Source organism: Chryseobacterium sp. DZ-32 (genome assembly GCF_059587025.1).
Genome location: NZ_JCAIOM010000031.1, coordinates 1 through 23878, shown reverse-complemented (window position 1 = coordinate 23878; position 23878 = coordinate 1). Strand labels below are relative to the sequence as shown.

Genomic DNA, 23878 nt, shown 5'->3' with positions numbered 1-23878 from the left:
AAAAATGAAAAATCATATTGTTTCAGCATTCAGATTAACTCTTGTCATGTTGCTAGTTACTGGTATTTATCTGGCAGTGGTTTATGGAGGTTCTAAAATACTTCCTAACAAAGGAAACGGAGAAATTGTTTACAATAAAGGGCAGAAGTTTTATGCCAATATCGGGCAGGAATTTAAGTCTGAAAAATATTTCCACGGTCGTCCATCCTCTGTCGATTATAACGCAGCGGGAAGTGGAGGAAGCAACAAAGGTCCAAGCAATAAAGAATATCTGGAAATTGTACAGAAAAGAATTGATACTTTAAAAATGGACAATCCTGAAATGGGTAATGCTAAAGTTCCTGTAGAATTGGTAACCGCCAGCGGAAGCGGACTGGATCCGGATATTTCTCAAGAAGGGGCTTTATACCAGGCAAAAAGAATTGCAAAAGTGAGAAGTATTTCAGAGGAACAGATCAAAAGCTTAATTAATAATCAGACTGAAAAGCCTTTCTTAGGACTTTTCGGACCGTCAAAAGTAAATGTTCTGAAGCTTAATATTGCTTTAGATCAATTAAAATAATTCAAATCATACAATGATAAAAAGAAGAATTGAAGCCATTAAGATGATTGAAGGAGCTACACAAAAAAATCTACGATTTTAAAATATTTCTCATTTATAATTCGCTGGTAAATCCTTATCTTTTCTTAATAGCTAAATTCTTCTTATACTCTTAAATAATATAAAAATAACGTGAAAAAATATTTAGTTATAGGAGCCGTATTGGGAATGTTTTTCTCAAAAGCCCAATCATCAGATTCATTAAAAACAAGTAATAAAGTGACCTTTTCCGCTTATGCAGAACTTTTTTATACGTATGATTTTAATGAGCCTGGTAATCATATTCGTCAAAACTTTTTGTATTCCTATAATAGGCACAATGAAATGAACCTTAACCTGGGATTGGTTAAAGCCAATTACCAGAGTGAAAATATCCGTGCCAACGTTGCTTTAATGGCAGGAACTTATGCTCAGGATAATATGGCTGCCGAACAAAATGCACTACGTTATGTAAACGAAGCCAATGTAGGAATCAGAATATCAAAAAATAAAAACTTATGGATTGATGCAGGGATCATGCCTTCCCATATCGGTTGGGAAAGTGCCATAGGAAAAGACAATGTTAATCTGACAAGAAGTCTGGCTGCTGAAAACTCACCTTATTTCGAAACTGGAGCCAAAATTTCTTATACCTCAGATAATGGGAAATGGTTTTTAAGCGGACTGGTATTGAACGGATGGCAACGTATTGCCAAACCTGAGGGAAACCAGAGTATTTCTTTTGGTCACCAGGTAACCTATAAACCAACTGATAAAATTACTTTGAACAGCAGCTCATTCATAGGAAATGATAAAGCAAAAGAAGATAAAAGAATGCGTTACTTCCATGATTTGTACGGAAGCTTTCAGCTGACAGATCAGTTTTCGGCTGTATTGGGATTTGATATAGGTGCTGAGCAGAAATCAAAAGGAAGCGAGCAGTATAATATCTGGTATAGCCCAAATGTTCAGATGAAATATCAATTGGACAATAAATGGGCATTAGCGGGAAGACTGGAATATTATAATGATAAAAACGGCGTGATTATCAGTACAGAAACTCCCAATGGATTTCAGACCTTCGGATATTCTCTCAATGTAGACTATGCCATATTCAAAAATGTAGTTTTCCGCACAGAAGCGAGAGGTTTTACTTCAAAAGACGCCATTTTTGCTAAAAATGATGAATTTAAAAAAGGAAATTTCTTTATAACGTCAAGCTTAGCAGTCTGGTTTTAAAATCGGTTTAGCCACAGAAAATAGTGCTTAAAGTAAAATTAAAAAGAATAAAATCAATGTCATCAGCAAAAGATTTTTTAGAACTGATTCAAAAATCCCGTAAAGGAAAATTCAAAATTTATATAGGGATGAGTGCAGGTGTAGGAAAGACCTTCCGTATGCTCCAGGAAGCGCATTCCCTTTTGCGAAATGACATTGATGTAAAGATTGGCTATATTGAAACGCATGGCCGTGAAGAAACTGAAGCTCTTGTAGAAGGAATTCCTCAAATTGAAAGGAAATCAGTTTTTTATAAAGGAAAAAACCTTGAGGAGATGGATCTTCAGGCCATTATCAATGAACATCCTGAAGTCGTGTTAGTAGACGAGCTGGCCCATACCAACGTAGAAGGTTCCAAAAATAAAAAAAGATGGCAGGATGTGCTGGAAATTCTTGATAACGGGATCAATGTCATCAGTGCCATGAATATCCAGCATATTGAAAGCCTGAATGAAGAGGTTAAGAAAATTACCGGAGTCGAAGTAACAGAGCGGGTTCCGGATAAAATACTGGCGCTAGCAGATGAAGTAGTCAATATTGACCTTACTGCTGATGAGCTGCTGACCCGTTTAAAAGAGGGAAAAATCTATAAAAAAGAAAAAATTCAGACGGCGCTTAGTAATTTCTTCCAGAGCGGACATATTCTTCAACTTCGTGAACTGGCTTTAAAAGAAGTAGCCACCCACGTGGAAAGAAAGGTAGAGACAGAGATCAAAACCGAAAATTTTAAGCCCATAAAATTCCTGGCCTGCATCAGCAGTAATGAGAAGATTGCCAAAACAATTATCCGTAAAACTGCCAGATTAGCCAGCTACTATAACAGTCCATGGACTGTTTTGTACGTTCAGAAGCCTTCTGAAAATCCGGAAAAAATTGCATTGGATAAACAACGGTATTTAATTAATAATTTTAATTTAGCACAGGAATTAGGTGCCAAAGTAGTCCGCATCAAAGAAAGCAGTGTCCACAACGGGATTCTGGAATATGTGATTGCTCATAACATCACGACGGTCTGTATTGGAAAACCTCACGCCAGTTTCTGGCAGCGAATGTTGGGATACAGCTGGATCTATACCCTTATGAACAGGCTGAATGAAAGACAGATAGATATTATTATTTTATCTTAAAAGTAATGAAACTTAAAACGAAACTTACCTTAGGCGTGGGCCTTTTATTTCTACTGATCGTTCTGCTTTCAGTGATAGGTTCTGTATACATCAATAAATTAAAATCTGATACTGAAAAGATCCTTACGGCCAATTATAACAGTCTGGAGTTTTCCAAAAATATGCTTTTGGCGTTGGATAATATTAGTACAGACAGTACCGTTGCCATAGCAGATTTTCGAAAAAATAATAAGCTTCAGGAAAAGAACCTTACAGAATTTGGAGAAAAAGAAGCCACTCAGAATCTGAATCTGCATTTCAACAGCTACCTTAAAGCTCCCGATATCAATAAAGAAAAGCTTATCCGTGAAGATCTTTCGAAGATCATGTCTTTGAATATGAAAGGGATAGAACGAAAAAGTGATATTGCGATTATTACAGCAGAAAATGCCACTTTTTGGATCGTAAGTTTAGGTACTGTATGCTTTCTGATTGCTTTTATCCTGCTTTTCAATTTGCCGCAAACCATTGCAGAGCCTATCAATCAACTGACCTTCAGTATTAAACAGATTGCCGATAAAAACTATAGCGAGAGGGTTCATTTTAAAGGAAGTGAAGAATTCAACAGCCTGGCAGACTCCTTCAACAGTATGGCGGAAAAGCTTCAGGAATACGAAAGCAGCACGCTTTCCAAGCAGCTGATGGATAAAAAACGGATCGAAACGTTGGTCAATAATATGCATGATGCGGTAATTGGTCTGGATGAGAATCATTTTATCTACATGATCAATGATGAAGCTTTAAAGATCACCAATCTCCATAAAGAAGATATTATTGGAAAAACAGCTCATGAAGTAGCTATTAACAATGATCTGATGCGTGAACTGCTGAAAAATATCGACCATCCGGTAAAAGATCCGATTAAAATTGTCCGTGATAATAAGGAAAACTATTTTGAACAGGATATTATTCCCATCAATATTGTAAAAACAGGAGAAAAGGAGAAAAAAAATATAGGAAAGGTAATATTGTTGAGAAATATTACCCCTTTTAAAGAGCTTGATTTTGCCAAAACCAATTTCATTGCAACCATTTCCCATGAACTTAAAACTCCGATTTCAGCTATCAAAATGGGTGTTCAGCTTCTTGGAAACCAAAAGTTCGGAGAACTGAATGAGCAACAGCAGGAATTATTGAAAAGCATCAATGAAGACGGACAGCGATTATTGGATATCACTGGAGAATTGCTTAATCTGTCGCAGGTAGAATCCGGAAATATCAGACTGACTATTGGGAAATGTTCTCCTAAAGAAATTGTACAGACTGCTGTAAAGAATGTTGAGAAGCTTGCCGAGCAGAAAAATATTTCCATCAGTACAGAATATCTTCTGGAAGATAACGATGCTGTGACTGCTGATTTTGACAAAACCGTCTGGGTAATGAATAATTTTTTGACCAATGCGGTAAAGCACTCTTTTCAGGATGAAAGAATCCAGATTGTAGTAGAAAAACTGGATTCATTTATTCAGTTCAGTATTATTGATACCGGAAGCGGAATTGATGAAAAATACCACCGCCAGATCTTTGACCGCTATTTCCAGGTTCCCGGAGAACATCAGAACGGGACGGGGCTGGGCTTAGCAATCTCCAAGAATTTCATTGAAAAACAACATGGAGAAATAGGAGTGAAGAGTTCTCTGAATAATGGAAGTACGTTTTATTTCAGACTGCCGGTTTCATAAGGATTATTTTATATTTGCGATAAAAATAGAAATGAGAAAAACGTTAGGACTCCTATTATTCTCAGTTGTACTGAGTATTCAGATCTCTGCTCAGACCTTTACAGTAGAACAGCTTAAAGGATTCAATAAACTGACAATGGAGGAGTTTAAAAAGGAAATGAAACAGCTTCAGTTCAAATTTTATGACAGAACAGAAGGCTTAGGTTTCCTTTTAACCGAATACGAAGCTCCAGACTATAGCTCGAAAATCGGAAAGTTTGAATACAAAGAAGAAAAATATGAAGATCGGATTGAGTTTGAGTTTAATGACAAAAAAGACTATGAGCAGTATCTTAAACTGATATTGACTGCCGGGTATAAAGAAACCGAGAAAGGAAAGATTATCACCAAAGAGCCTTACACAGATTACTACAGGAATAAGGAACATATCAGGCTGATCTTGCCTAATGCAGGAGAGAGTACTCCGTATACTATTATTGTTTTTAAGTAAAGCATCGAGTATGTTTCAAAAATATAAAAAAACCATTGAAAAAAAATCAATGGTTTTTTTGAAAATATTTTTAAATTTTACTGCTTTTCAATCAGATCCAGAAACTGCTGCTCATCCAGAATCGTAATTGTTCCGATATCCTGAGCTTTTTTCAGCTTACTTCCTGCTTTTTCACCTACTACAAGATAATTGAGGTTTTTTGAAACCGCAGAAATATTTTTCCCGCCATGCTTTTCTACCATTTCCTCAGCAGATTCTCTGGTGAATAATGACAATTTTCCGGTGAACAGGAAAGTTTTTCCTTCCAGAACATTGGATAGAACCTCATTGGTACTTTCTCCTTTTTCAAGCTGTACTCCGTAAGATTTCAATCGTTCGATCATCAATACGTTTTCAGAATTCTGGAAGAAATCAACAATACTCACTGCAATTTTAGTTCCGATGTCTTCTACCTGACAAAGCTCTTCTACCGTAGCATTCTTTAATTCTTCAATCGTCGGGAAGTTTTTTACCAGTTTCTTGGCAACCGTTTCTCCCACATGTTTGATCCCGATTCCGTATAATACTTTCTCAAAAGGAATCTCTTTGGATTTTTCAATTCCTGTGATGATATTCTGGGCAGATTTTTCAGCCATTCTTTCCAACGGAAGGAGCTGTTCTTTTGTTAAAGTATAGAAGTCAGCAGGATTTTCAATCAGTCTTTCTCTGTACAGCTGTTCAATAGTTTCACTTCCAAGATTATCAATATTCAAAGCTTTTCTGGAAACATAATGAATCATTCTTCCTACAACCTGTGGAGGGCAGTGAAGCTCGTTCGGGCAGAAATGGATGGCCTGATCTTCAATTTTTACCAGCTCGGTACCACATTCAGGACAATGTTTGATATATTCAATTTCTCTGCTTTCTTCCGTTCTTTTATCTGTGTTTACCCCTACGATTTTAGGAATAATTTCACCTCCTTTTTCTACGTACACGAAATCATGTTCATGAAGATCCAGCTTTTTGATGATATCTTCATTGTGCAGAGAAGCTCTTTTCACAATGGTTCCGGCCAATAAAACTGGTTTAAGGTTGGCAACAGGAGTAATAGCACCCGTTCTTCCCACCTGATAAGAGACACTCTGAAGTTCTGTCTCTACTTTTTCTGCTTTAAATTTATAAGCCATAGCCCAACGCGGAGATTTGGCCGTATAGCCAAGCTGTCTTTGTTGTTGTAATGAGTTGACTTTTAAAACAATACCATCAATTTCAAATGGCAGATTATGACGTTCTGTGTCCCAGAACGTGATAAACTCCTGTACCTCAGCCATTGTTTTACATAATTTGGCCTGCTGAGACGTTTTAAATCCCCAGCTCTGCGCCTTTTGAAGCAGTTCCCAATGGGTTTCCGCAGGAACTTCATCAGAAATAAACTGGTATAATACGGAAGAAAGTCCACGCTTTCTTACCTCAGCACTGTCTTGCATTTTCAGACTTCCGCTGGCCGTATTTCTTGGATTCATGAAGGGATCAAGGCCTTCTTCCTCACGAAGTTTATTGATTTTGTCAAAGTTTTTTCTGGTCAGATAAATTTCACCACGCATAAAAAAATGAGCAGGGAAATCACCTTTTAAAGTCAGAGGAATATCTGAAATGGTACGTACATTCGGGGTAATCTCATCACCCTGGAAACCGTCACCACGGGTAACTGCCTGTGACAATTTTCCGTTTTCATAAAGGATAGAAATGGATGCACCGTCATACTTCAGCTCAGCAACAAACTCTACAGGATCTTCAATGGTTTTGATGATTCGTTTCTCCCAGTCTTCCAGATCATCAAAATCATAGGAATTGTCCAGGGAATACATTCTGAATTTATGCTGAATTGTGGGGAAAACTTTGGTAACACCACCACCCACACGTACAGTGGGAGAATTTTCATCATAAAACTCTGGGTACCTGGCTTCCAGATCCTGTAGCTCCTCCAGAAGCATGTCAAATTCATAATCTGTAATGGTAGGGGTATCCAGTTGGTAGTAGTTTTCGTTATGCTGGTGAAGCTCTTTGCGGAGCTGTTCTATCTTTTGTTGAATGTTTTCAGACATTGCTTTTCTATCTTTTGAGCAAAAATAACTAAAGTAATTGCATTTAAAAAATAACAGAATAAAATAGTACAGGAAAATTAAAAATGCTTAATATGTCTTAACCTACTGGTTTTACAGAAAATAAAACACGTGTTTAAAGTAATTTAACATAAAGTTCTGATTTAATTAAAAGAATGTTAAAACTTTCTTAAACACCCCGCTCTTAAAGTCAAAATACCTTTGCACATCTGATTGAAAGAAACCTCATAATGATCTATCATCGTGAAAATCAAAGAGGTTTCCGGGCTAACATCAAAAAATTAATAATATAGATCTTCGGAAGAAATGAAAAAAGTAAAGATTGTACTGGGATTATTGTTTTTAGGGCTTGGGACAATGGCTTATGCACAGACCACGCAGGCTTCTATTGTAGGGAAAGTTACCGGACCGGGAAGTACGGCTCAGGAAAAAGTGAAAGTAACGATCGTGAATGAGTCTACAGGATTCAGAACGGAAACGGAAACCAACTCAAAAGGGGAATATATTTTTAAAGAAATTCCTCTTGGAGGGCCTTATACGGTTATTGTCAATGATGATAAAAAAGAAGGCTATAATGTCAACTTTGGAGATCAGGTGACCGTGAATATGGATCTGGGGAACGAAAAGACTATTGAGGAAGTAAAAATTACAGGAAACCTTAAAAACAAGATCGGAAACCTGGGAGCAGCTACCGCAATTTCTGCGAAAAACATCAGCATGCTTCCGGTGAACGGACGAAACTTCACCAATCTTACGGAACTGTCTCCGTTAAGCGGAAAAGGAGGAAACCTTTCCGGTCAGCTTGGATCTTCCACCAACTTTACGATTGATGGGATGACCGCAAAAAATCCTACTTCTGCAGGATCAACAACGAGCCGAAGCGGTGCACCATTCTCCATTTCCATTGAAGCGGTACGTGAATTCAAAATCACTACCAACCAATATGATGTTACATTGGGAAGAAGTGGAGGAGGAACAGTAAGTGCTGTTACCAAATCAGGAACCAATAAGTTTTCCGGAAGTGCCTGGGAATATTTAAGAACAAACTGGCTTTCCAGCCCTTATGATATCAGAGGAAACAAAAGAAATAATGATTTCTCCACTTCTCAGTTCGGATTTTCATTAGGCGGTCCGATCATTAAAAATAAACTGCACTTCTTCGTAGCATGGGATCATCAGTTGGATTCAAGACCTTTAGTGATTGCTGATATCAAATCTCCGGATGATGAGAAGAGATTCAACACAACTACGCAGACGCTTAATCAGTTCCTGGATATTGCAAGAGCTAAATATGGAGTAGGAAGCAGCCCGCAATTCGGAACTTTTGATAAAGTGAGAAACTCTGATGCCGGTTTCTTACGTCTAGACTGGCAGATTAATGAAAAGCATTTATTAACGCTTAGAAATAACTTTACTTACGATCTTAACAAAAACGGATTAGGTGATAATACCAATATCAATTTTTTTGAGTCGTACGGAAATGACAAAAATCTTGATAACAGTTTATTATTGACCTTAAGATCAAATCTGAGACCTAACTTAACCAACGAATTAAAGGCGCAGTATCTTTATACTTTCCAGGACAGTTACCAGAACAATCAATTAGGAAAACCTGTACCAAGAGCTATTGTTGAAGGAGTTTCTTCCAGTGCGGGATCTACGAATATTCAGATCGGAGGGCATCGCTTTGCTCAGGAAAGCTTCAGAAATAATGTGTTCCAGATTGTAGATAACCTATACTATAATACAGATAAGGTAAAATATACGTTTGGGGCTGACCTTATGTATACAACAGCAAAATCGGTATACGGAAGTGAGGTGAACGGAAGATTCCATTTCCAGGGAATGAGCAATTTTGAGACCATGACACCTTACAGATTTTATAGAGAGGTTCCTTTGGTGGCCGATCCGTCTGTCAGATCAAATATCTGGAACATCGGTCTTTATGGGCAATTCCAGACCAAAGTAGCTAAGGGACTTGATTTAATGGCTGGTTTGAGATTAGATTACGGTGGTTACCCGAAAGCGGAATTCAACCAGAAACTGTTTGATGAAATGGGAATCAGAACCGATAATCAGATCAAATCATTTGTGATCCAGCCAAGATTCCAGTTTGACTGGAACATCAATGAAGGAAATAAAGACTTCCTGAAGTTCGGTGCCGGAATTTTCTCTTCCGACATCAACAATTATATGATCATCAATAACCTTGTATTTGATGGAAAACATCTGGCTACTGTGGATGTAACGGGTAAAGATGTTCCGTTCCCGGATTTCAACAGCTATAGAGATGATTACAATACGGTTCCGTCCCTTTCTCAGAAGCAGATTCCAACGATCAACTACACCGGTAAGGATGCAAAGATCCCGATCGTTTATAAAGCCAATATTTCTTATACCCACTTCTTCAATGAAAGGTTCAGAGCAGGAATTGCAGGATATATGGCTTTAGGTAGAAACAATTACTATTATTACGACAGAAACATGGTGGCCAATCCTTTCTTTACACTGGCTAACGAAGGTGGTAGAGGTGTATTTATTCCTACAGGGGCTATTACCAATAATGCTAATAACAGTGTAAGTTTCGACTGGAAACAGGGAAGAATCAATAATAATTTCGGAAGAGTACTGGAATTGGTGAGCGATGGTAAAGTAAACCAGTTCTCATTCGTAATCGATACAAGTTACCGTTACTGGAAAGATGGAGAAATCACCGCAAGTTATACATGGTCTGATATTAAAGACAATACTTCTTACAACGGAAATGTAGCCAACTCTGCAACATTGTCTACGATGATTCAGAGTGATCCTAGAGATTTAAGAATGACCTATTCTGACAACCAGTTCAGAAATAAAGTTGTGATCTATGGAAACTCTCCTACCATTGCAGGCTTCACACTGGGAATCAGGTATTCAGGAATTGGAGGAACCCGTTTCTCTGCAACAACAGGAGGAAATATCAACGGAGACTTCGTAGATTCCAACGACCTTGCTTTTATCTTCCCGAATCTTACCCAATCTATTTTGGATGATCCACAGGTAGGGCAGGCTCTGAAAGATTATATCACTGAATACAACGGAAAAATTGCAGAACGTAATGGTGGTAAAAATGGTTTCTATGGAGTCTGGGACGTTCGTGTAGCGAAAAAAATTAAATTCGATAAAGTGGGAGCTTTCGAACTTTCCGTAGATATTTTCAATGTTGCCAACCTTCTGAACAAAGAATGGGGGGTAAACAAATCATATGGAAATACTTCTCTGTATAAAGTGACGAAGTTTAATAAAGACACGATGCAGTACGAATACACCAAAAACGTAAGTGGAGGCGGTTTGGTTCCTCTGACAGGAAATCCTTACCAGATCCAGATCGGTGCGAAATACAGTTTCTAACTTTTACCTTTCTTAACCACTGAAGACATAAAAGAAATTGAGCCGGCTATGGTAAATCTCACTTAGCTTTAATCAGTAAATCTTTTATGTCTTTTGGGTTTTATTTTGTAATAACTACCTTTATCAGGAAGTTTCACGACTTTATTTTAATAATTTAAAATTATATTATGAAAAATTTTATCTTAGGGTTAGCAGTTTTAAGTACAGTTATGATGAAAGCACAAACCCAGATTATTGCCCATAGAGGATATTTCCAGGCTCAGCCTCCAACAACAGAGAATTCAATTCAATCATTGGAAAATGCCCAGAAATTAAAAATATATGGGTCTGAATTTGATGTAAGAATGACAAAAGATGGTGTATTGGTGATCAATCATGATGAACACCATGGTAAAATGGAAATTTCAGAAACTCCTTTCAAAGAACTGGAAGCCTTGAAATTATCCAACGGAGAAAAATTCCCGACCTTAAAAGATTATTTAAAACAGGGAAAAAAAGACAAATCTCTGAAGCTGATCGTTGAGATCAAGCCAGCGAAAACTCCGGAAATAGAAAATGAAATCACGGAGAAAACGATCAAAATGATTAAAGATATGAAGCTGGAATCTCAAAGTGAGTTTATTTCTTTCAGCCTTAATATCTGCAAAGAGATCAAAAAACTGGCTCCGTCTTTTAAAGTACAATATCTGAACGGTGAACTGTCTCCTGAGCAGATCAAAAAAGAAGGATTGGACGGTATGGATTACCACTACAGCATCTTCCAGAAAAACCCAACATGGATTGCTGATGCAAAAGCATTAGGGTTAATTACCAATTCATGGACTGTAAATGACGTTGCTGTTTATGAAGAATTGAAAAAACAAGGAATCGGGTTCGTAACAACCAATATTCCTGATCAGTTGAAGAATAAATAGATTTAACATCTTCAGAAATATAGCAACTGAAGGACCTCCTCCGGAGGAGTGTCAAAAATCAAAGAATTTTTGACGGGGTGGTCAAACAAAATTTTTTAACCATCTCCACAAATAACCAAAAATTTATACAGTCTGCCCCTTATAAGGAAGCAGGCTGTTTTTTTTAGGAGCTGAGAACTTCTTTTTGATAATGAATGAAGAAACAGGTGATTGAATTTTTATTTTAATATTCTGTAATTCAGTGGTTTGATTGTTTTGTTTGGTATTATCTCAATGCAAGACAATAAAGGTACATAAATACAGTATGGAAACCATATTAAAAATACTTAATTGCTTAAGTGTTTGTTTATTAGTTGTTTAAATAGTGTTGTTAAGACTGGATTAACATATGGTTTAATAAATTTTTAAGAAACGTTAAAACTATGTTAAGATCATCTTGGTAATGTCGTTCTAATTTTGCGCAAACAAAAAGGAAATGCGTAAAGAGACACAAAAACTGTTGGTTTTGTCGCTGTTAGGATTGGTCAGCGTTAATCTGGCAGCTCAGCAGAAAGCTAAAAAGGACACCATTAAAGGAATTGATGAAGTAGTTGTAACTGCTTTGGGAATCAAGAGGCACGACAGAGCTTTAGGGTATGTTGCCGAAAAAGTAGATGCCAAAACATTTGAAGAAACCCAGAACAACAACTGGGCGCAATCCATGGAAGGAAAGGTGGCAGGCCTTAAAATCCAGACCGCCGGAGCAGGACCGTTGGGAACTTCCAGAATTACTTTGAGAGGGGAAAAATCCATTATGATGGATCACAACTATGCTCTTATTGTAGTGGATGGAGTGCCATTAGGGAATTCTACCACAGGTTCTGGTACAGCAGCCTATGGAGCAGGTTCCGGCGGCGATGTTCCCATCGATCTTGGAAATGGATTGAACAGCATCAATCCGGATGATATTGAATCCGTAACGGTATTGAAAGGAGCTTCTGCAGCCGCATTATACGGATCACGCGCTGCCAATGGAGCCTTAATGATCACTACAAAATCCGGCAAAACTAAAAACGGAAAACTGAGAGTCACTTTTAACTCTTCCTCAAGCTTTGATTCCGTATTGAAATGGCCGGACTGGCAATACGAATACGGGCAGGGAACACTGGCCACCAATACAGCAGGAAACTTTTACTATTCTTATGGCCTTTCTCCTGATGGACCAAGTACCGGAGGAACCAGTAGTGCATTTGGTCCTAAATTCGCCGGACAATATTATTTCCAATACGATCCTAACGTAATGGGGCAGAGCAAGGAAAGACAATTGTGGAGACCTTATGAAAATAATATTAAAGGTTTCTGGAGAACAGGTTCTACTTACTCGAACAGTATCTCGGTAGAAAGCTCCAACGAGAAAACCAGCTTCAGATCTTCACTTACTTACCTTAATAACGAGTGGATGATGCCGAATACAGGTTTTGACAGGTTCAATTTTGCCTTATCTTTTGCCCATCAGCTTACCCAAAAATTAAAAATATCAACAAAATTTGCTTATAACACTACTACCAGTGACAACCTTCCTGCGACGGGATACAACAATCAGTCGATTTCCTATTTCATGATCTTCCAGAATCCCAATGTGGATCTGGAGTGGTATAAGCCGATCTGGAAGCCGGGGCAGGAACAAATTGACCAAATCCATCCGTTTAGCTCCTATATTGACAATCCATATATGATTGCTTATGAAATGTTGAATGGAGTCAGAAAGAAGACGATTACAGGAAATATCACAGCAGATTATCAGTTTAATAAAAATTTCAGTATAATGCTGAGGTCAGGGATTGAAATCCTGAACGAAAAAAGAACGACCAAAAGACCGTGGAGCTCTGCCAATTACCTGAAAGGCTTCTACAGAGAACAGTTTATCAAAAACCAGGAATATAATAACGACCTTTTATTTTCTTATAAGGCAGACTGGAATAAATTCAGTATTTCAGCTTCAGCAGGAGGAAGTATCCGCTATAATGAATATCTACTGAATGATTATCAGGCCATCGGACTGAAAACAGCAGGAGAATACAGCCTTACCAATGCACTTTCTATTCCGGTTAAATATCCGGCACCAAGAGATAAACATGTAGACAGTGTTTACGGTTTGCTTACCCTTGGATATGACAATAAAGTATTTGTGGACGTTACCGGAAGAAACGACTGGAGCTCTACGCTTCCGAAGCAAAACAGATCATTCTTTTATCCTTCGGTGAGTACCAGTTTCATTTTATCAGATATTTTTAATCTGAAAAGCAATAATCTGAACTTGTGGAAACTGAGAGCTTCATGGGCAAAAGTAGGGATTGACAGTGATCCTTATCTTTTGGACAATTATTATACAGCAAGCAACATTACAGGAAGTGTAGTAGCACCTACCACTTTTAATAATCCTACCCTTAAACCTGAGAAAAATACCAATATAGAAGCCGGTATGGATTTCAGCCTTTTCAAAAACAGATTGAACCTGAATCTTACTGCCTACCAGAATTTCAGTGAAAACCAGATCATCCCTGTATCGTTACCCACCGAAGCTGGATATTCCAAAAGGATCATTAATGCGGGAAAAATCCGAAACAGAGGTTTGGAACTTTCTGCCGATATCTTAGCTGTAAAAGGCAAAGATTTCTCATGGAAAGTAGGTGGAAACTGGTCTACCAACGAAAACAGGGTAATGACCCTTCCTGAAGGCTTTGATGGCATTGTTTCCAACGTAGGAGATGTAGTATTCTATAAAATGGAAGTAGGAGGTTCGCTGGGAGATATGTATGGATTTAAATTATTAAGAAACCCGGAAGGAAAAGTAATTTACGGAGACAACGGGCTTCCTGCGAGACCCGCAGATATTGAAAAAGTTGGAAATGCATTCCCTAAATGGAGGGCCGGTCTTCAGAATGATTTCAAAATCAAAAACTTTACGATCAGTTTCTCATTTGACGGTCAGTATGGTGGTATTGCATATTCTCAGTCACATCATAAAATGTCTGAACAAGGTAAGCTGAAATCGACCCTTCCGGGAAGAGACAACCCTGGCGGAATGATTGTAGGAGACGGAGTAGTTCAGAACCCTGATGGCTCCTTCAGTCCCAACACAAAAGGAGTACTGGTATCTTCTTATTACGGAGATTATTACAGGAGAGCCAATGTGGAGACCAATAGCTTCAGTACAGATTTTATTAAACTCAGAGATGCAAGAATTGCTTATTCCTTCCCGAAAGAAACCATAAAATCTATAGGTCTGGATGATCTTACCATTGCCATTTTCGGAAAGAACTTATGGATGTGGACCAAGTTCCCGATGTTTGACCCTGAAGTGGCTACACTGGACAATGCAACCATCACTCCGGGAGTGGAAATGGGACAGCTTCCGACAGCAAGAACAGTTGGTTTTCAGTTAAATCTTAAATTCTAAAATTTTAAAAATGAAAAAAATAATCATACATCTGACATTGGCAGTTTCTGTTTTCATGCTTCAATCCTGTGACAGAACCTTTGATGAAATGAATACAGATACCAGTAAAGTTAAAGACCCTTCAGTTGGCAGCCTTCTCGCTCCGATACAGTATGAAATGGGAAGTTATGGCTATAACAGGGCAGATGATTTTACATTTGATATCATGCAGATCGCTTTAGACTTTCCCAACGAAGGAAATTCCTACAGCAGATATTATATGGATGAAAAAAGTGGTAACGGATACTGGAATACTTCTTACAGATGGCTTAAGCAGGTAAGCGATCTTAGAAAATATGCAACAAAAGAACAGAATAATAATTATCTGGCGATTTCAATGGTCCTGAACGCATGGATTGCCTCCAATCTTACTGATGCTTTTGGGGATATCCCTTTATCTGAAGCATTAAGAGTTGAAGAAAATATTTTAAAACCAAAATATGATAAGCAGAAAGATGTTTATATCCAGCTGTTAAATGACCTGAAAACAGCCAACTCGTTATTCAATACCAATCAGGCATTAACGGAAACAGATCTGTTTTATAGCGCCAATACAAATAGTCAGACCGGAATTTTAGGATGGAAAAAATTCTGTAACTCTCTATCATTAAGGTTACTGACCAGAATTCTAAGCCGGAACGGAGAAGTGAATGTGTATGAAAGAATTCAGGAAATTATCAATAATCCGGCACAATACCCAATTTTCCAGAATAATACAGACAGTGCAGTGCTGCCGCTTTCCGGAATATCTCCTTACTTACCGCCGATCGCCCGTCCGCAGGATTTTACAGCGTACAGGGCAGCAGGTGAATTCTTTGTGAATGCCATGAAAGATAATAATGATCCAAGACTGAGCATGTTCTTCACTAAAGCTAAAGCAACATCAGGAGAAGATCTTGGTTATAAAGGAGCTCCATCAGGATATGCGTTGGGAACATCTTTCAACTATCAGCCTTCCAACCTGAACCAGAACCTGGCGAAAGCACCTTTAAAGATTTTAATCATGACCTATTCTGAAGTACAGTTTATTCTGGCAGAATTGGTTAATAAAGGAATTATTGCAGGAAATCAGCAGACCTATTACGAAACCGGGGTGAAATCTATAATCGAACAATGGGGAGCAACAGTTCCTGCCAATTACTTCAGTAATCCTAAAGTGGCGTATGACGGTTCTCTGGAAAAAATTATGCTTCAGAAATACATTTCCCTGTTTTTTGTTGATCATCAGCAATGGTATGAGTACAGACGTACGAAACTTCCGGCACTTCCAAATAACGGCGGACTTCAGAACGGCGGACAGATGCCTGTGAGATTCATGTATCCTACCGCTACAAAAGTAATGAATGCGGATAACTATAATGCAGCCGTACAATCAATGGGAGGAGACAATATCAATGTGAAAATGTGGTGGAATAAATAATTGTGATTTAAAGATTAAAATAATTTAAAAATTAAAAAAATGAGTATCAATATAAAATACATCATGCCTTGTATGCTGGTTTCAGCAATGGCTTTCTCACAAGCTTCTGTGTCTGGATATGTATATGAAGACAGTAACAAAAACCAAAAGAAAGAAAACCGCGAAAAAGGAATTGAAGGAGTAGCCGTTTCTAATGGTGTTCAGGTAGTTCTTACGGATAAAAACGGTAGATACAGTCTTCCGGTTCAGGAAGATCAGAGTATTTTTGTCATCAAACCTTCAGGGTATCAGACAGCTTTAAATACAAACAATCTTCCACAGTTTTATTATCATCATAAACCCAATGGATCCCCTGCAGATTTTAAATACAAAGGAGTTGCTCCCACAGGAGACCTTCCCAAAGAACTGAACTTCCCGCTTTATAAGCAAAACGAAAACAAAAATTTTGACATCCTTGTTTTCGGTGATCCTCAGCCTTACACAGAAAAAGAACTGGATTACTTCAAAAGAGGAATCGTAAACGAAGTGAAAAATACCAAGAAAAATGCAGTACTGGGAATCAGTCTGGGAGATTTGGTAGGTGATAATCTAAGCCTTCAGAAACCTTATGCAGACGTTATGAAAGAAGTCGGGCTGCCTTGGTATAATGTGATGGGAAATCATGATATGAATTATGATGCAAAGGAAGACAAGCTTTCTGATGAAACATTTGAATCGAACTTTGGTCCGGCCAATTACGCTTTCAATTATGGTAATGTACACTTCATCATTCTGGATGATATTCTTTATCCGGATCCGAGAGACAGTAAAGGATATTGGGGCGGATTCCGTGAAGACCAGCTTCAGTTTATTGAAAACGATCTGAAACTGGTTGATAAGAACAAACTGATCGTCATTTCTTTCCATATTCCGTTGGAACATAACAATGAAGACAACTTCAGAAATGCGGACCGTCAGAAGTTATTTGATTTCTTAAATCCTTTCCGGAATGTATTGCTATTATCAGCACATACCCATATTCAGCAGCAGATTTTCTACGGCAAAAAAGCAGGCTGGAACGGAATAAAAGAATTACACGAATATAATGTTGGAACTACCTGCGGCGACTGGTACTCAGGAACACCGGATGATGCCGGACTTCCTACCTCAACCATGAGAGACGGAACCGCAAAAGGATATTCTTTCATCAGCTTTACAGACAATCAGTATAAAGTAAAATACAGAACAGCCGGAAAACCGGAAGACTATCAGATCAAATTATATGTTCCGAAAGTAATTCCTTCCTCAAGAACTTCTGCCAAAGTACTGGCTAACTTCTTTATGGGAAGCAGAAAAGACAAAGTGGAATACAGAATAGATGGTGGAAAATGGGAGGAAATGGAATATGACGAAACCATCGACCCGAATTTTGCTCTTTCTGTTTTCAAATGGGATTCTACAGAGAAAATTCTTCCGGGCAGAAGACCTTCTAATCCTGAAATGTCAAAGCATATCTGGGAAGCGGATTTTCCTAAGAAATTAGCATTAGGAAAACACAAAGTTGAGGTGAAAGCTGTAGACATGTATGGAAATGAATTCTCAGCTTCAGAAGAATTTGAAGTTCAGAACGCCATCCAGATTCCTTAAGCTTTTTATTTTTTTTACTATACCTTTTTTTAGATTTGAAACCGGTTCTTATGAGCCGGTTTTAATTTTTATCGAGGTTGAGATAAACCATAAAAGTCACAAAAGTTTTTAAAAACACAATTTTTTTAAGCTATAATTTTAAGTTTAATAAAGTACACTTAGATTTTATATAAAAAAATATATGTTTTCATTTTATGTGAACTTTTATGAAGAGTGATTACAACTTTAAATTTCTCAATGTTAATCATCTTTTGTGACTTTTGTGGTTAAATAAAATATAAGTTAAATCTATGCTTTCAATGCTTCGTAAAAATGTTCTTTCGTAACTTTGTATCAAGAAAAGTATCATTACTATGAATATAAACGGAAAAAATGCCATTGTAACAGGTGGTGGAAGAGGACTAGGAAAAGCCGTAGCATTAGCTTTAGCCAATGAAGGAGTAAACGTTGCCATTACAGGAAGAAACGAAGAGAACCTTAAAATGACGGTTGAAGAAATCAAAAAATCAGGAGTACATTCAGCATATGCCGTATTTTCTGTAGACAATGAAATTCAGGTGAAAGCTGGAATAGAATCTTTAGCAGAGCAGTTGGGAGGTATTGATATCCTGATCAACAACGCAGGAATCGGAGACTTTGGTTCGATCGAAGAAATGCCTTCTGAAACATGGGAACAGGTGATTAAAACCAATCTTTTCGGGGTGTATTATGCAGCTAAGGCAGCTTATCCATTTATGAAAGCTAAAGGAGAAGGTGATATCGTGAACGTAGCTTCTACTGCAGGGCTGAAAGGGGGACCGAATATGTCTGCATACGCCGCTTCAAAAGCAGCCGTAGTATCTCTTTCTCAATCCATGATGGCAGAATGGAGAAAACAAAATATCCGTGTCATCACCTTGACTCCAAGTACAATTGCTTCAGATATGAGCATCCAGGGCGGTCTTACAGACGGAAATCCTGACAAAGTATTACAACCGGAAGATTTCGCAGAATGGGTAAGAGATATTCTCAAAATGAACAGAAGAGCGCTGATCGCTAACGGTTCTATTTTCTCTACGAATCCTTAAGAGATTTAAAAATTTAAAGTTCAGAGTTTAATGTTTAAAGTCTAAAGCTGTTAACAAGAATTCTTCTCATGAACAATAAAATTCAATAGGAGCGGGCTTTAGCCCGCTTTATTTTTTATGTTTCTATTTAAATTTTAGCCAAAACTTAGAATCTTTCGCATTTCAAAAAATCTACATAGCCTTTAGGATAGAAAAAATACGTTTTGGCTGAAGCCAATGGAAATTTGTCATGATTTTGAAGACGGGCTAAAACCCGCCTCTATTGAAAATACGATGCAATCATCTGTGTCATCCGTATAATTTGTGGGAGAAAAAATTCACAAATAAACTTTTTTACCACATCCACAATTTAAAAAACATAAAACTCCCCGGTTTCCGCCAAAAATGACTCCATCATTTTTTTAACAGTAATAACATTAGTATTTTTGCAGAAATTATTCACATGCAAAATTATTTAGAATTCAATTTCAAAATTTCTCCATTACAACCCTGGAATGAGATATTAATGGCAGAGCTTATAGAAATAGGCTTTGACAGCTTTACAGAAGAAATTGACGGAATTTTAGGATATATCCAGACAGATTTGTTTCACGAAGATCAGTTGAAAGGACTTCCGATCTTTGAAAACGAAAACGTAAAAATCGAATATTCTTTCGAAGAAATGCCGAACATCAACTGGAACGAAGAATGGGAAAAGAATTTTTCTCCAATTAATATAGATGATAAAGTATTGATCAGAGCAGAGTTCCACGAATCTGTACCGGGAATGCATGAAATTATCATTCAGCCAAAAATGTCTTTCGGAACAGGACATCACCCTACAACCCATTTGATGATCCAGCAAATGATGGATATTGATTTCAAGGGTAAAAAAGTATTGGATATGGGATGCGGAACTTCAGTATTAGCCATTTATGCAAAACAGCAGGGAGCTGGAGATACCAAAGCAATCGATATTGATGAATGGTCAGTAGAAAACTCAAAAGAAAATGCAGTAAGAAATAATGTAGAACTGGATATCGAACAGGGAACTGCAGAAAATTTAGGGAAAGAGAATTACGATATCATTTTAGCCAATATCAACAGAAATATCCTGATCTCAGATATCCCAACCTATGTTTCGGTATTGAATGACGGTGGAAAATTATTACTTTCAGGCCTTTGCTTCTTTGATGTAGATGATATTCTGGAAGTATGTAAAGAGAGCGGACTAGAGCTTAAAAAGAAGTTGCAGCGTGAAGAATGGGTAAGTCTTCTGCTTGAAAAATAACACACAAAAAAAACAAAATACGAATATGAAAACTCTATGGACAGCTTTACTTTTACTGATGCTGCAGTTTTTTACAGCTCAGGAAAATGAAGTATATGCAGATGGTATCTTTGGTTTCGAAGAAAATAAAACGCAGAAGATCTTTACAGATTGGACCCGGGTGAGATTAGATCCCACAGTAAATGCCCAGATTGTAGATTCACTTCAGACCAATCAGCAGATAATGATTCTGAAAAAAGAAGAAGGCGTTCTGAAATTGGGAGAAAGAGCTGCCAACTGGTATAAAATATCATATCAGAAAGGTGAAAATACAGTGGAAGGATATATTTGGGGGGGTAATCTTTGTGTAGGATACCGCAATAAAAACGGGTACGATTTCCTTTTTGGGCTTTCCAAAACAATTGACAGGAAGAACAAAGAATTCAATGAGACTGAAAAGCAGAATATTGCCGGAATAAAAGTATTGGAAGGAAGTATGCTCCTTGATGAGGTGTATTTTGATACAGGAAAAGGAGAAGAACTGAGTTCAGCATCTTTTAATATTGAAAGCAGCCACAAGCTTCAAAATGTAGAATTTACTCTTAAAGCTTCAGTTTCCGGAGAAGCCTGTGGAATTGCCGGCTATGATCAGTACGTTCTTTTTAAGGATAAAAAACTTATTACTCTTCCGCAATTAATGAATGTAGGGGATGCCGGTGTTTTTTATCACAGTGAAGAATATATTTTTCCAAATGATAAAGGAGGAATTCCCAATGCATTTATCTTAAAAGTGGAAGATATGGAAGTAGACGAGAAAGACAAAGAGAAGAAAAAACATTCTTCCAAAACTTACCTTTGGAATGGAAATACATACAGACTGAAATAAAATCAGAATGTAATTAAAATCCCTCAATTACGGTTGAGGGATTTTAGTATAATGTCATGATGAAACCCGTTTGCAGATAACCACCATCATATTTATTAATTAGTAAAAACAGCTGTTTGTGTCCCTCTAAAATTATTCGGTTTCAGATATTGATTTGATAGATTGATAGAGATCACTTTCTGCATCAAGGTATAATTTTTTGCGTAAACGGTATTTTTTTGTTTGTACAGATCTATGCTCCATTGAAGAATATTGTGCAATTTCTTTTGAAGAGAATCCTAACCATATCATAGCACAGAAAGATAAATCGGAATGAGAAAGACGAGGATTGATTTTTAAAAGCTGCTGGCAGACTTCAGGATAAGTCTTCTGAAATAATGATAAAAAACCAACACTGTTTTTCTTTGCCAGCTGGATGATCTGCTCATGATTTTCACTGAGCTTTCTTTTTAGAATTTTTGTTTCTTCTTCCTGCTGAAGAATGATTTGTTTGCTTTCTACAAGCTTTTTTTTCTTTCTTTTAATCTGCTGATAAAAATAAAGAGACAATACAGTAATGATTACAAATGAAATCCCTCCATACCATAAAACTGCTTGATTTTTAGCTTTCATTTTTTCTTCCTCATCTTCTTTAGTTATTTTATTGAAAGATAATGTGATAGCACTGCTTAGGTTATTGTATATACTATCATTTAGTGAGGCTGCTTTATTTAAATATTCAACTTCTTTGTCAGTTTTTTTTAGCGCCTTGTACACCGAGGCAAGCAATCTGTAATCATTTAAAACCAGCTGAGGTCTGTCTACTTCTTTTGCCAGTTTAACAGATTGGCTGAAAGCATTAATAGCCTCGTTATTTTTTTTCTGTACCTGCATAAAAATGCCATAATCATATAAGGCTACTGCTGTTTGGTACTTATTATGCTTAAACCTTTGGGTTTCTAACAGGTCAAAGGCTTTTTTAAAATAAGAGTTGGCTGAATCTAAATTCCACTTGTATATTGTATAATGCCTTGCTATATGGGCTATATCTAAAGGATTGGGATCAATTTTCATAGCTTTATGGAGATAGATAAGTGATGAGTCCAGCTGTTGAGTTCCGCTGAAATAAACCGCCCGGGTTGAATAGACATACCGTAAGAAAAAACGGCAGTCCTGATTATCTTTTTTTAATCTTAAAGCATATTTCATGGCTTTTAAATTATAATCTAAAGCCATTTTGGGTAGATTCATTCTGTTATAGACTTGTGAATACTCCTGATTGATTTTACCGGTAAGAAAGCCATCATTAATCTTTTTCGATTTCTTTTCCGCATAGCTCAGATATTCCAGAGCCTTTTTAAATTCTCCCGTCAACCATAGACGATTCGCAATATTGGCATAACCCCATGCTTCTCCCTTAGGATATTTATTCTTAATGGCGGATTTTATAATTTTTTGATTCCAGATGATAAGATCTTTGTTAGATAATTTTGTCCTGAGTTCTTCATTGGTTTTTATAAGTAAAGTATCTATTTGGTGTATAGTATAGCGTTGTGGAAATAGTTTAGAACAACAAAATGTAAAAATCAGGCAATAGATTATCCTGTTAAAGTTTTTCAATGTGTTCATGGCTATAGAATTAAAGATAATACAGGAATGAGATGGATACATGATAAAATAAATTCATTAAGATATAATCTATATAATCTGCAGTGTATTGATTCTTGTCATTCAGCATAATGCCGTTTAAAAAAACGGGTGGGACTATTAATCCCACCTGTAGGCATCATAAAGGTTTTTTGATCTATTTGTGCTTTAGAATCAGTAATTTGTCTGCAATTTCAAAAAAAAAAACAAACAGGAAGAATAATTGAATACATCATAAATACATCATTTTGTTTTTGTGCTATATGTAGAGTTGTTTATTATGTTGTATGCATGATGTATGTTAATAGTTTGTAAGCACTGTAGATAGGCTTTGTTATGGTGTGGTTGTTGTGTTTGCTTTTGCGCAAAGACGTTAACAAGAAATAAAAAATAATTTATTAATAAGAGTAAGTCATTCTTTACCTGTGTTTTTTACTAAGAATTAATACTGCAAATCCTACTTTTAAAATAAATATAAAATAGATTTACTGATGAAAAATGAACAATAAATCAAATAATACATCAGAATCATATGGGCTTATACGGTTACAATGAGATATCTTATATAAGCTATACATTGATTTTTTCAACAGGAAGGATAAGTTATCCGGTTAATAAACTTTTATTTTCAATAAATAATGATGAATCCGGATGTCCCATTTCTTTTTTTTCGTTTGAGTAATTGTAGGTATTAAAACAAAGAGACTCACTGTTTCCGAAAGTCTTATATGAGCGCGAAAGGATTCGAAGTTTTGCCGTCCCGATTACAAATCGGGATGCTCTATTCAGTAATTATTGTTTGAGGGAATAAAAACAAAAAAGACTCACTGTTTCCAATAAGTCTTTATGTGAGCGCGAAAGGATTCGAACCTTTGACCGTCTGCTTAGAAGGCAGATGCTCTATCCAGCTGAGCTACGCACCCT

15 protein-coding genes and 1 tRNA gene are annotated in these 23878 nt (G+C 37.0%); 13 read left to right on the top strand and 3 right to left on the bottom strand.

Annotated elements, in window-relative coordinates:
* Nucleotides 1–4: 4 nt before the first annotated feature.
* The 5 genes from kdpC to AC59HC_RS22405 all read left to right on the top strand — a co-directional run bounded on the left by kdpC (nt 5) and on the right by AC59HC_RS22405 (nt 5196).
* On the top strand, nt 5–562 hold the full coding sequence (kdpC, locus tag AC59HC_RS22425) for a potassium-transporting ATPase subunit KdpC (RefSeq protein ID WP_202840935.1): 558 nt from the start codon (nt 5–7) through the stop codon (nt 560–562).
* 207 nt (nt 563–769) lie between these two features.
* The gene (locus AC59HC_RS22420; protein WP_496559408.1) at nt 770–1819 is read left to right on the top strand and encodes a porin; all 1050 of its coding nucleotides are present in this window, start codon (nt 770–772) and stop codon (nt 1817–1819) included.
* Nucleotides 1820–1875: 56 nt separating this feature from the next.
* Nucleotides 1876–2985: a sensor protein KdpD gene (locus AC59HC_RS22415; RefSeq protein ID WP_496559404.1), complete on the top strand. Its 1110-nt coding sequence runs from the start codon at nt 1876–1878 to the stop codon at nt 2983–2985.
* Between the two features lie 5 nt (nt 2986–2990).
* Nucleotides 2991–4706, top strand: coding sequence for an ATP-binding protein (locus tag AC59HC_RS22410; protein ID WP_496559403.1), 1716 nt, complete (start codon nt 2991–2993; stop codon nt 4704–4706).
* A gap of 31 nt (nt 4707–4737) precedes the next feature.
* Nucleotides 4738–5196: a hypothetical protein gene (locus tag AC59HC_RS22405; RefSeq protein WP_202840927.1), complete on the top strand. Its 459-nt coding sequence runs from the start codon at nt 4738–4740 to the stop codon at nt 5194–5196.
* Nucleotides 5197–5273: 77 nt separating this feature from the next.
* Here AC59HC_RS22405 and ligA read toward each other — a convergent pair whose 3' ends face one another.
* Nucleotides 5274–7280: an NAD-dependent DNA ligase LigA gene (gene ligA, locus AC59HC_RS22400; protein WP_343643484.1), complete on the bottom strand. Its 2007-nt coding sequence runs from the start codon at nt 7278–7280 to the stop codon at nt 5274–5276.
* 324 nt (nt 7281–7604) lie between these two features.
* On the opposite strand from ligA, the gene AC59HC_RS22395 reads away from it, so the two are divergent.
* The 8 genes from AC59HC_RS22395 to AC59HC_RS22360 all read left to right on the top strand — a co-directional run bounded on the left by AC59HC_RS22395 (nt 7605) and on the right by AC59HC_RS22360 (nt 21328).
* The gene (locus AC59HC_RS22395) at nt 7605–10688 is read left to right on the top strand and encodes a TonB-dependent receptor (protein WP_110011818.1); all 3084 of its coding nucleotides are present in this window, start codon (nt 7605–7607) and stop codon (nt 10686–10688) included.
* A 167-nt stretch (nt 10689–10855) separates the two neighbouring features.
* Complete coding sequence (locus AC59HC_RS22390; protein WP_202840920.1) at nt 10856–11602, top strand: glycerophosphodiester phosphodiesterase family protein; 747 nt, start codon at nt 10856–10858, stop codon at nt 11600–11602.
* 475 nt (nt 11603–12077) lie between these two features.
* On the top strand, nt 12078–15041 hold the full coding sequence (locus AC59HC_RS22385; protein ID WP_496559402.1) for a SusC/RagA family TonB-linked outer membrane protein: 2964 nt from the start codon (nt 12078–12080) through the stop codon (nt 15039–15041).
* A 10-nt stretch (nt 15042–15051) separates the two neighbouring features.
* Nucleotides 15052–16500 carry a SusD/RagB family nutrient-binding outer membrane lipoprotein gene (locus AC59HC_RS22380; RefSeq protein WP_343643488.1) on the top strand — a complete coding sequence of 483 codons (1449 nt, stop codon included), beginning with the start codon at nt 15052–15054 and terminating at the stop codon, nt 16498–16500.
* A gap of 63 nt (nt 16501–16563) precedes the next feature.
* Nucleotides 16564–18126 (top strand): calcineurin-like phosphoesterase C-terminal domain-containing protein, encoded by a 1563-nt coding sequence (locus AC59HC_RS22375; RefSeq protein WP_496559407.1) that lies wholly within the window; start codon nt 16564–16566, stop codon nt 18124–18126.
* A 353-nt stretch (nt 18127–18479) separates the two neighbouring features.
* Complete coding sequence (locus tag AC59HC_RS22370; protein ID WP_496559401.1) at nt 18480–19193, top strand: 3-ketoacyl-ACP reductase; 714 nt, start codon at nt 18480–18482, stop codon at nt 19191–19193.
* Between the two features lie 442 nt (nt 19194–19635).
* Complete coding sequence (prmA, locus tag AC59HC_RS22365) at nt 19636–20463, top strand: 50S ribosomal protein L11 methyltransferase (protein WP_110010825.1); 828 nt, start codon at nt 19636–19638, stop codon at nt 20461–20463.
* Between the two features lie 25 nt (nt 20464–20488).
* A complete protein-coding gene (locus AC59HC_RS22360) occupies nt 20489–21328 on the top strand; it encodes an SH3 domain-containing protein (protein ID WP_496559400.1) in 840 nt (279 codons plus the stop codon).
* Between the two features lie 132 nt (nt 21329–21460).
* Here AC59HC_RS22360 and AC59HC_RS22355 read toward each other — a convergent pair whose 3' ends face one another.
* Both AC59HC_RS22355 and AC59HC_RS22350 read right to left on the bottom strand, forming a co-directional pair.
* Nucleotides 21461–22936, bottom strand: a complete 1476-nt coding sequence (locus AC59HC_RS22355) for a tetratricopeptide repeat protein (RefSeq protein WP_343643491.1) — start codon at nt 22934–22936, stop codon at nt 21461–21463.
* 867 nt (nt 22937–23803) lie between these two features.
* Nucleotides 23804–23877, bottom strand: a tRNA-Arg gene (locus AC59HC_RS22350).
* Nucleotide 23878 lies beyond the last annotated feature (1 nt).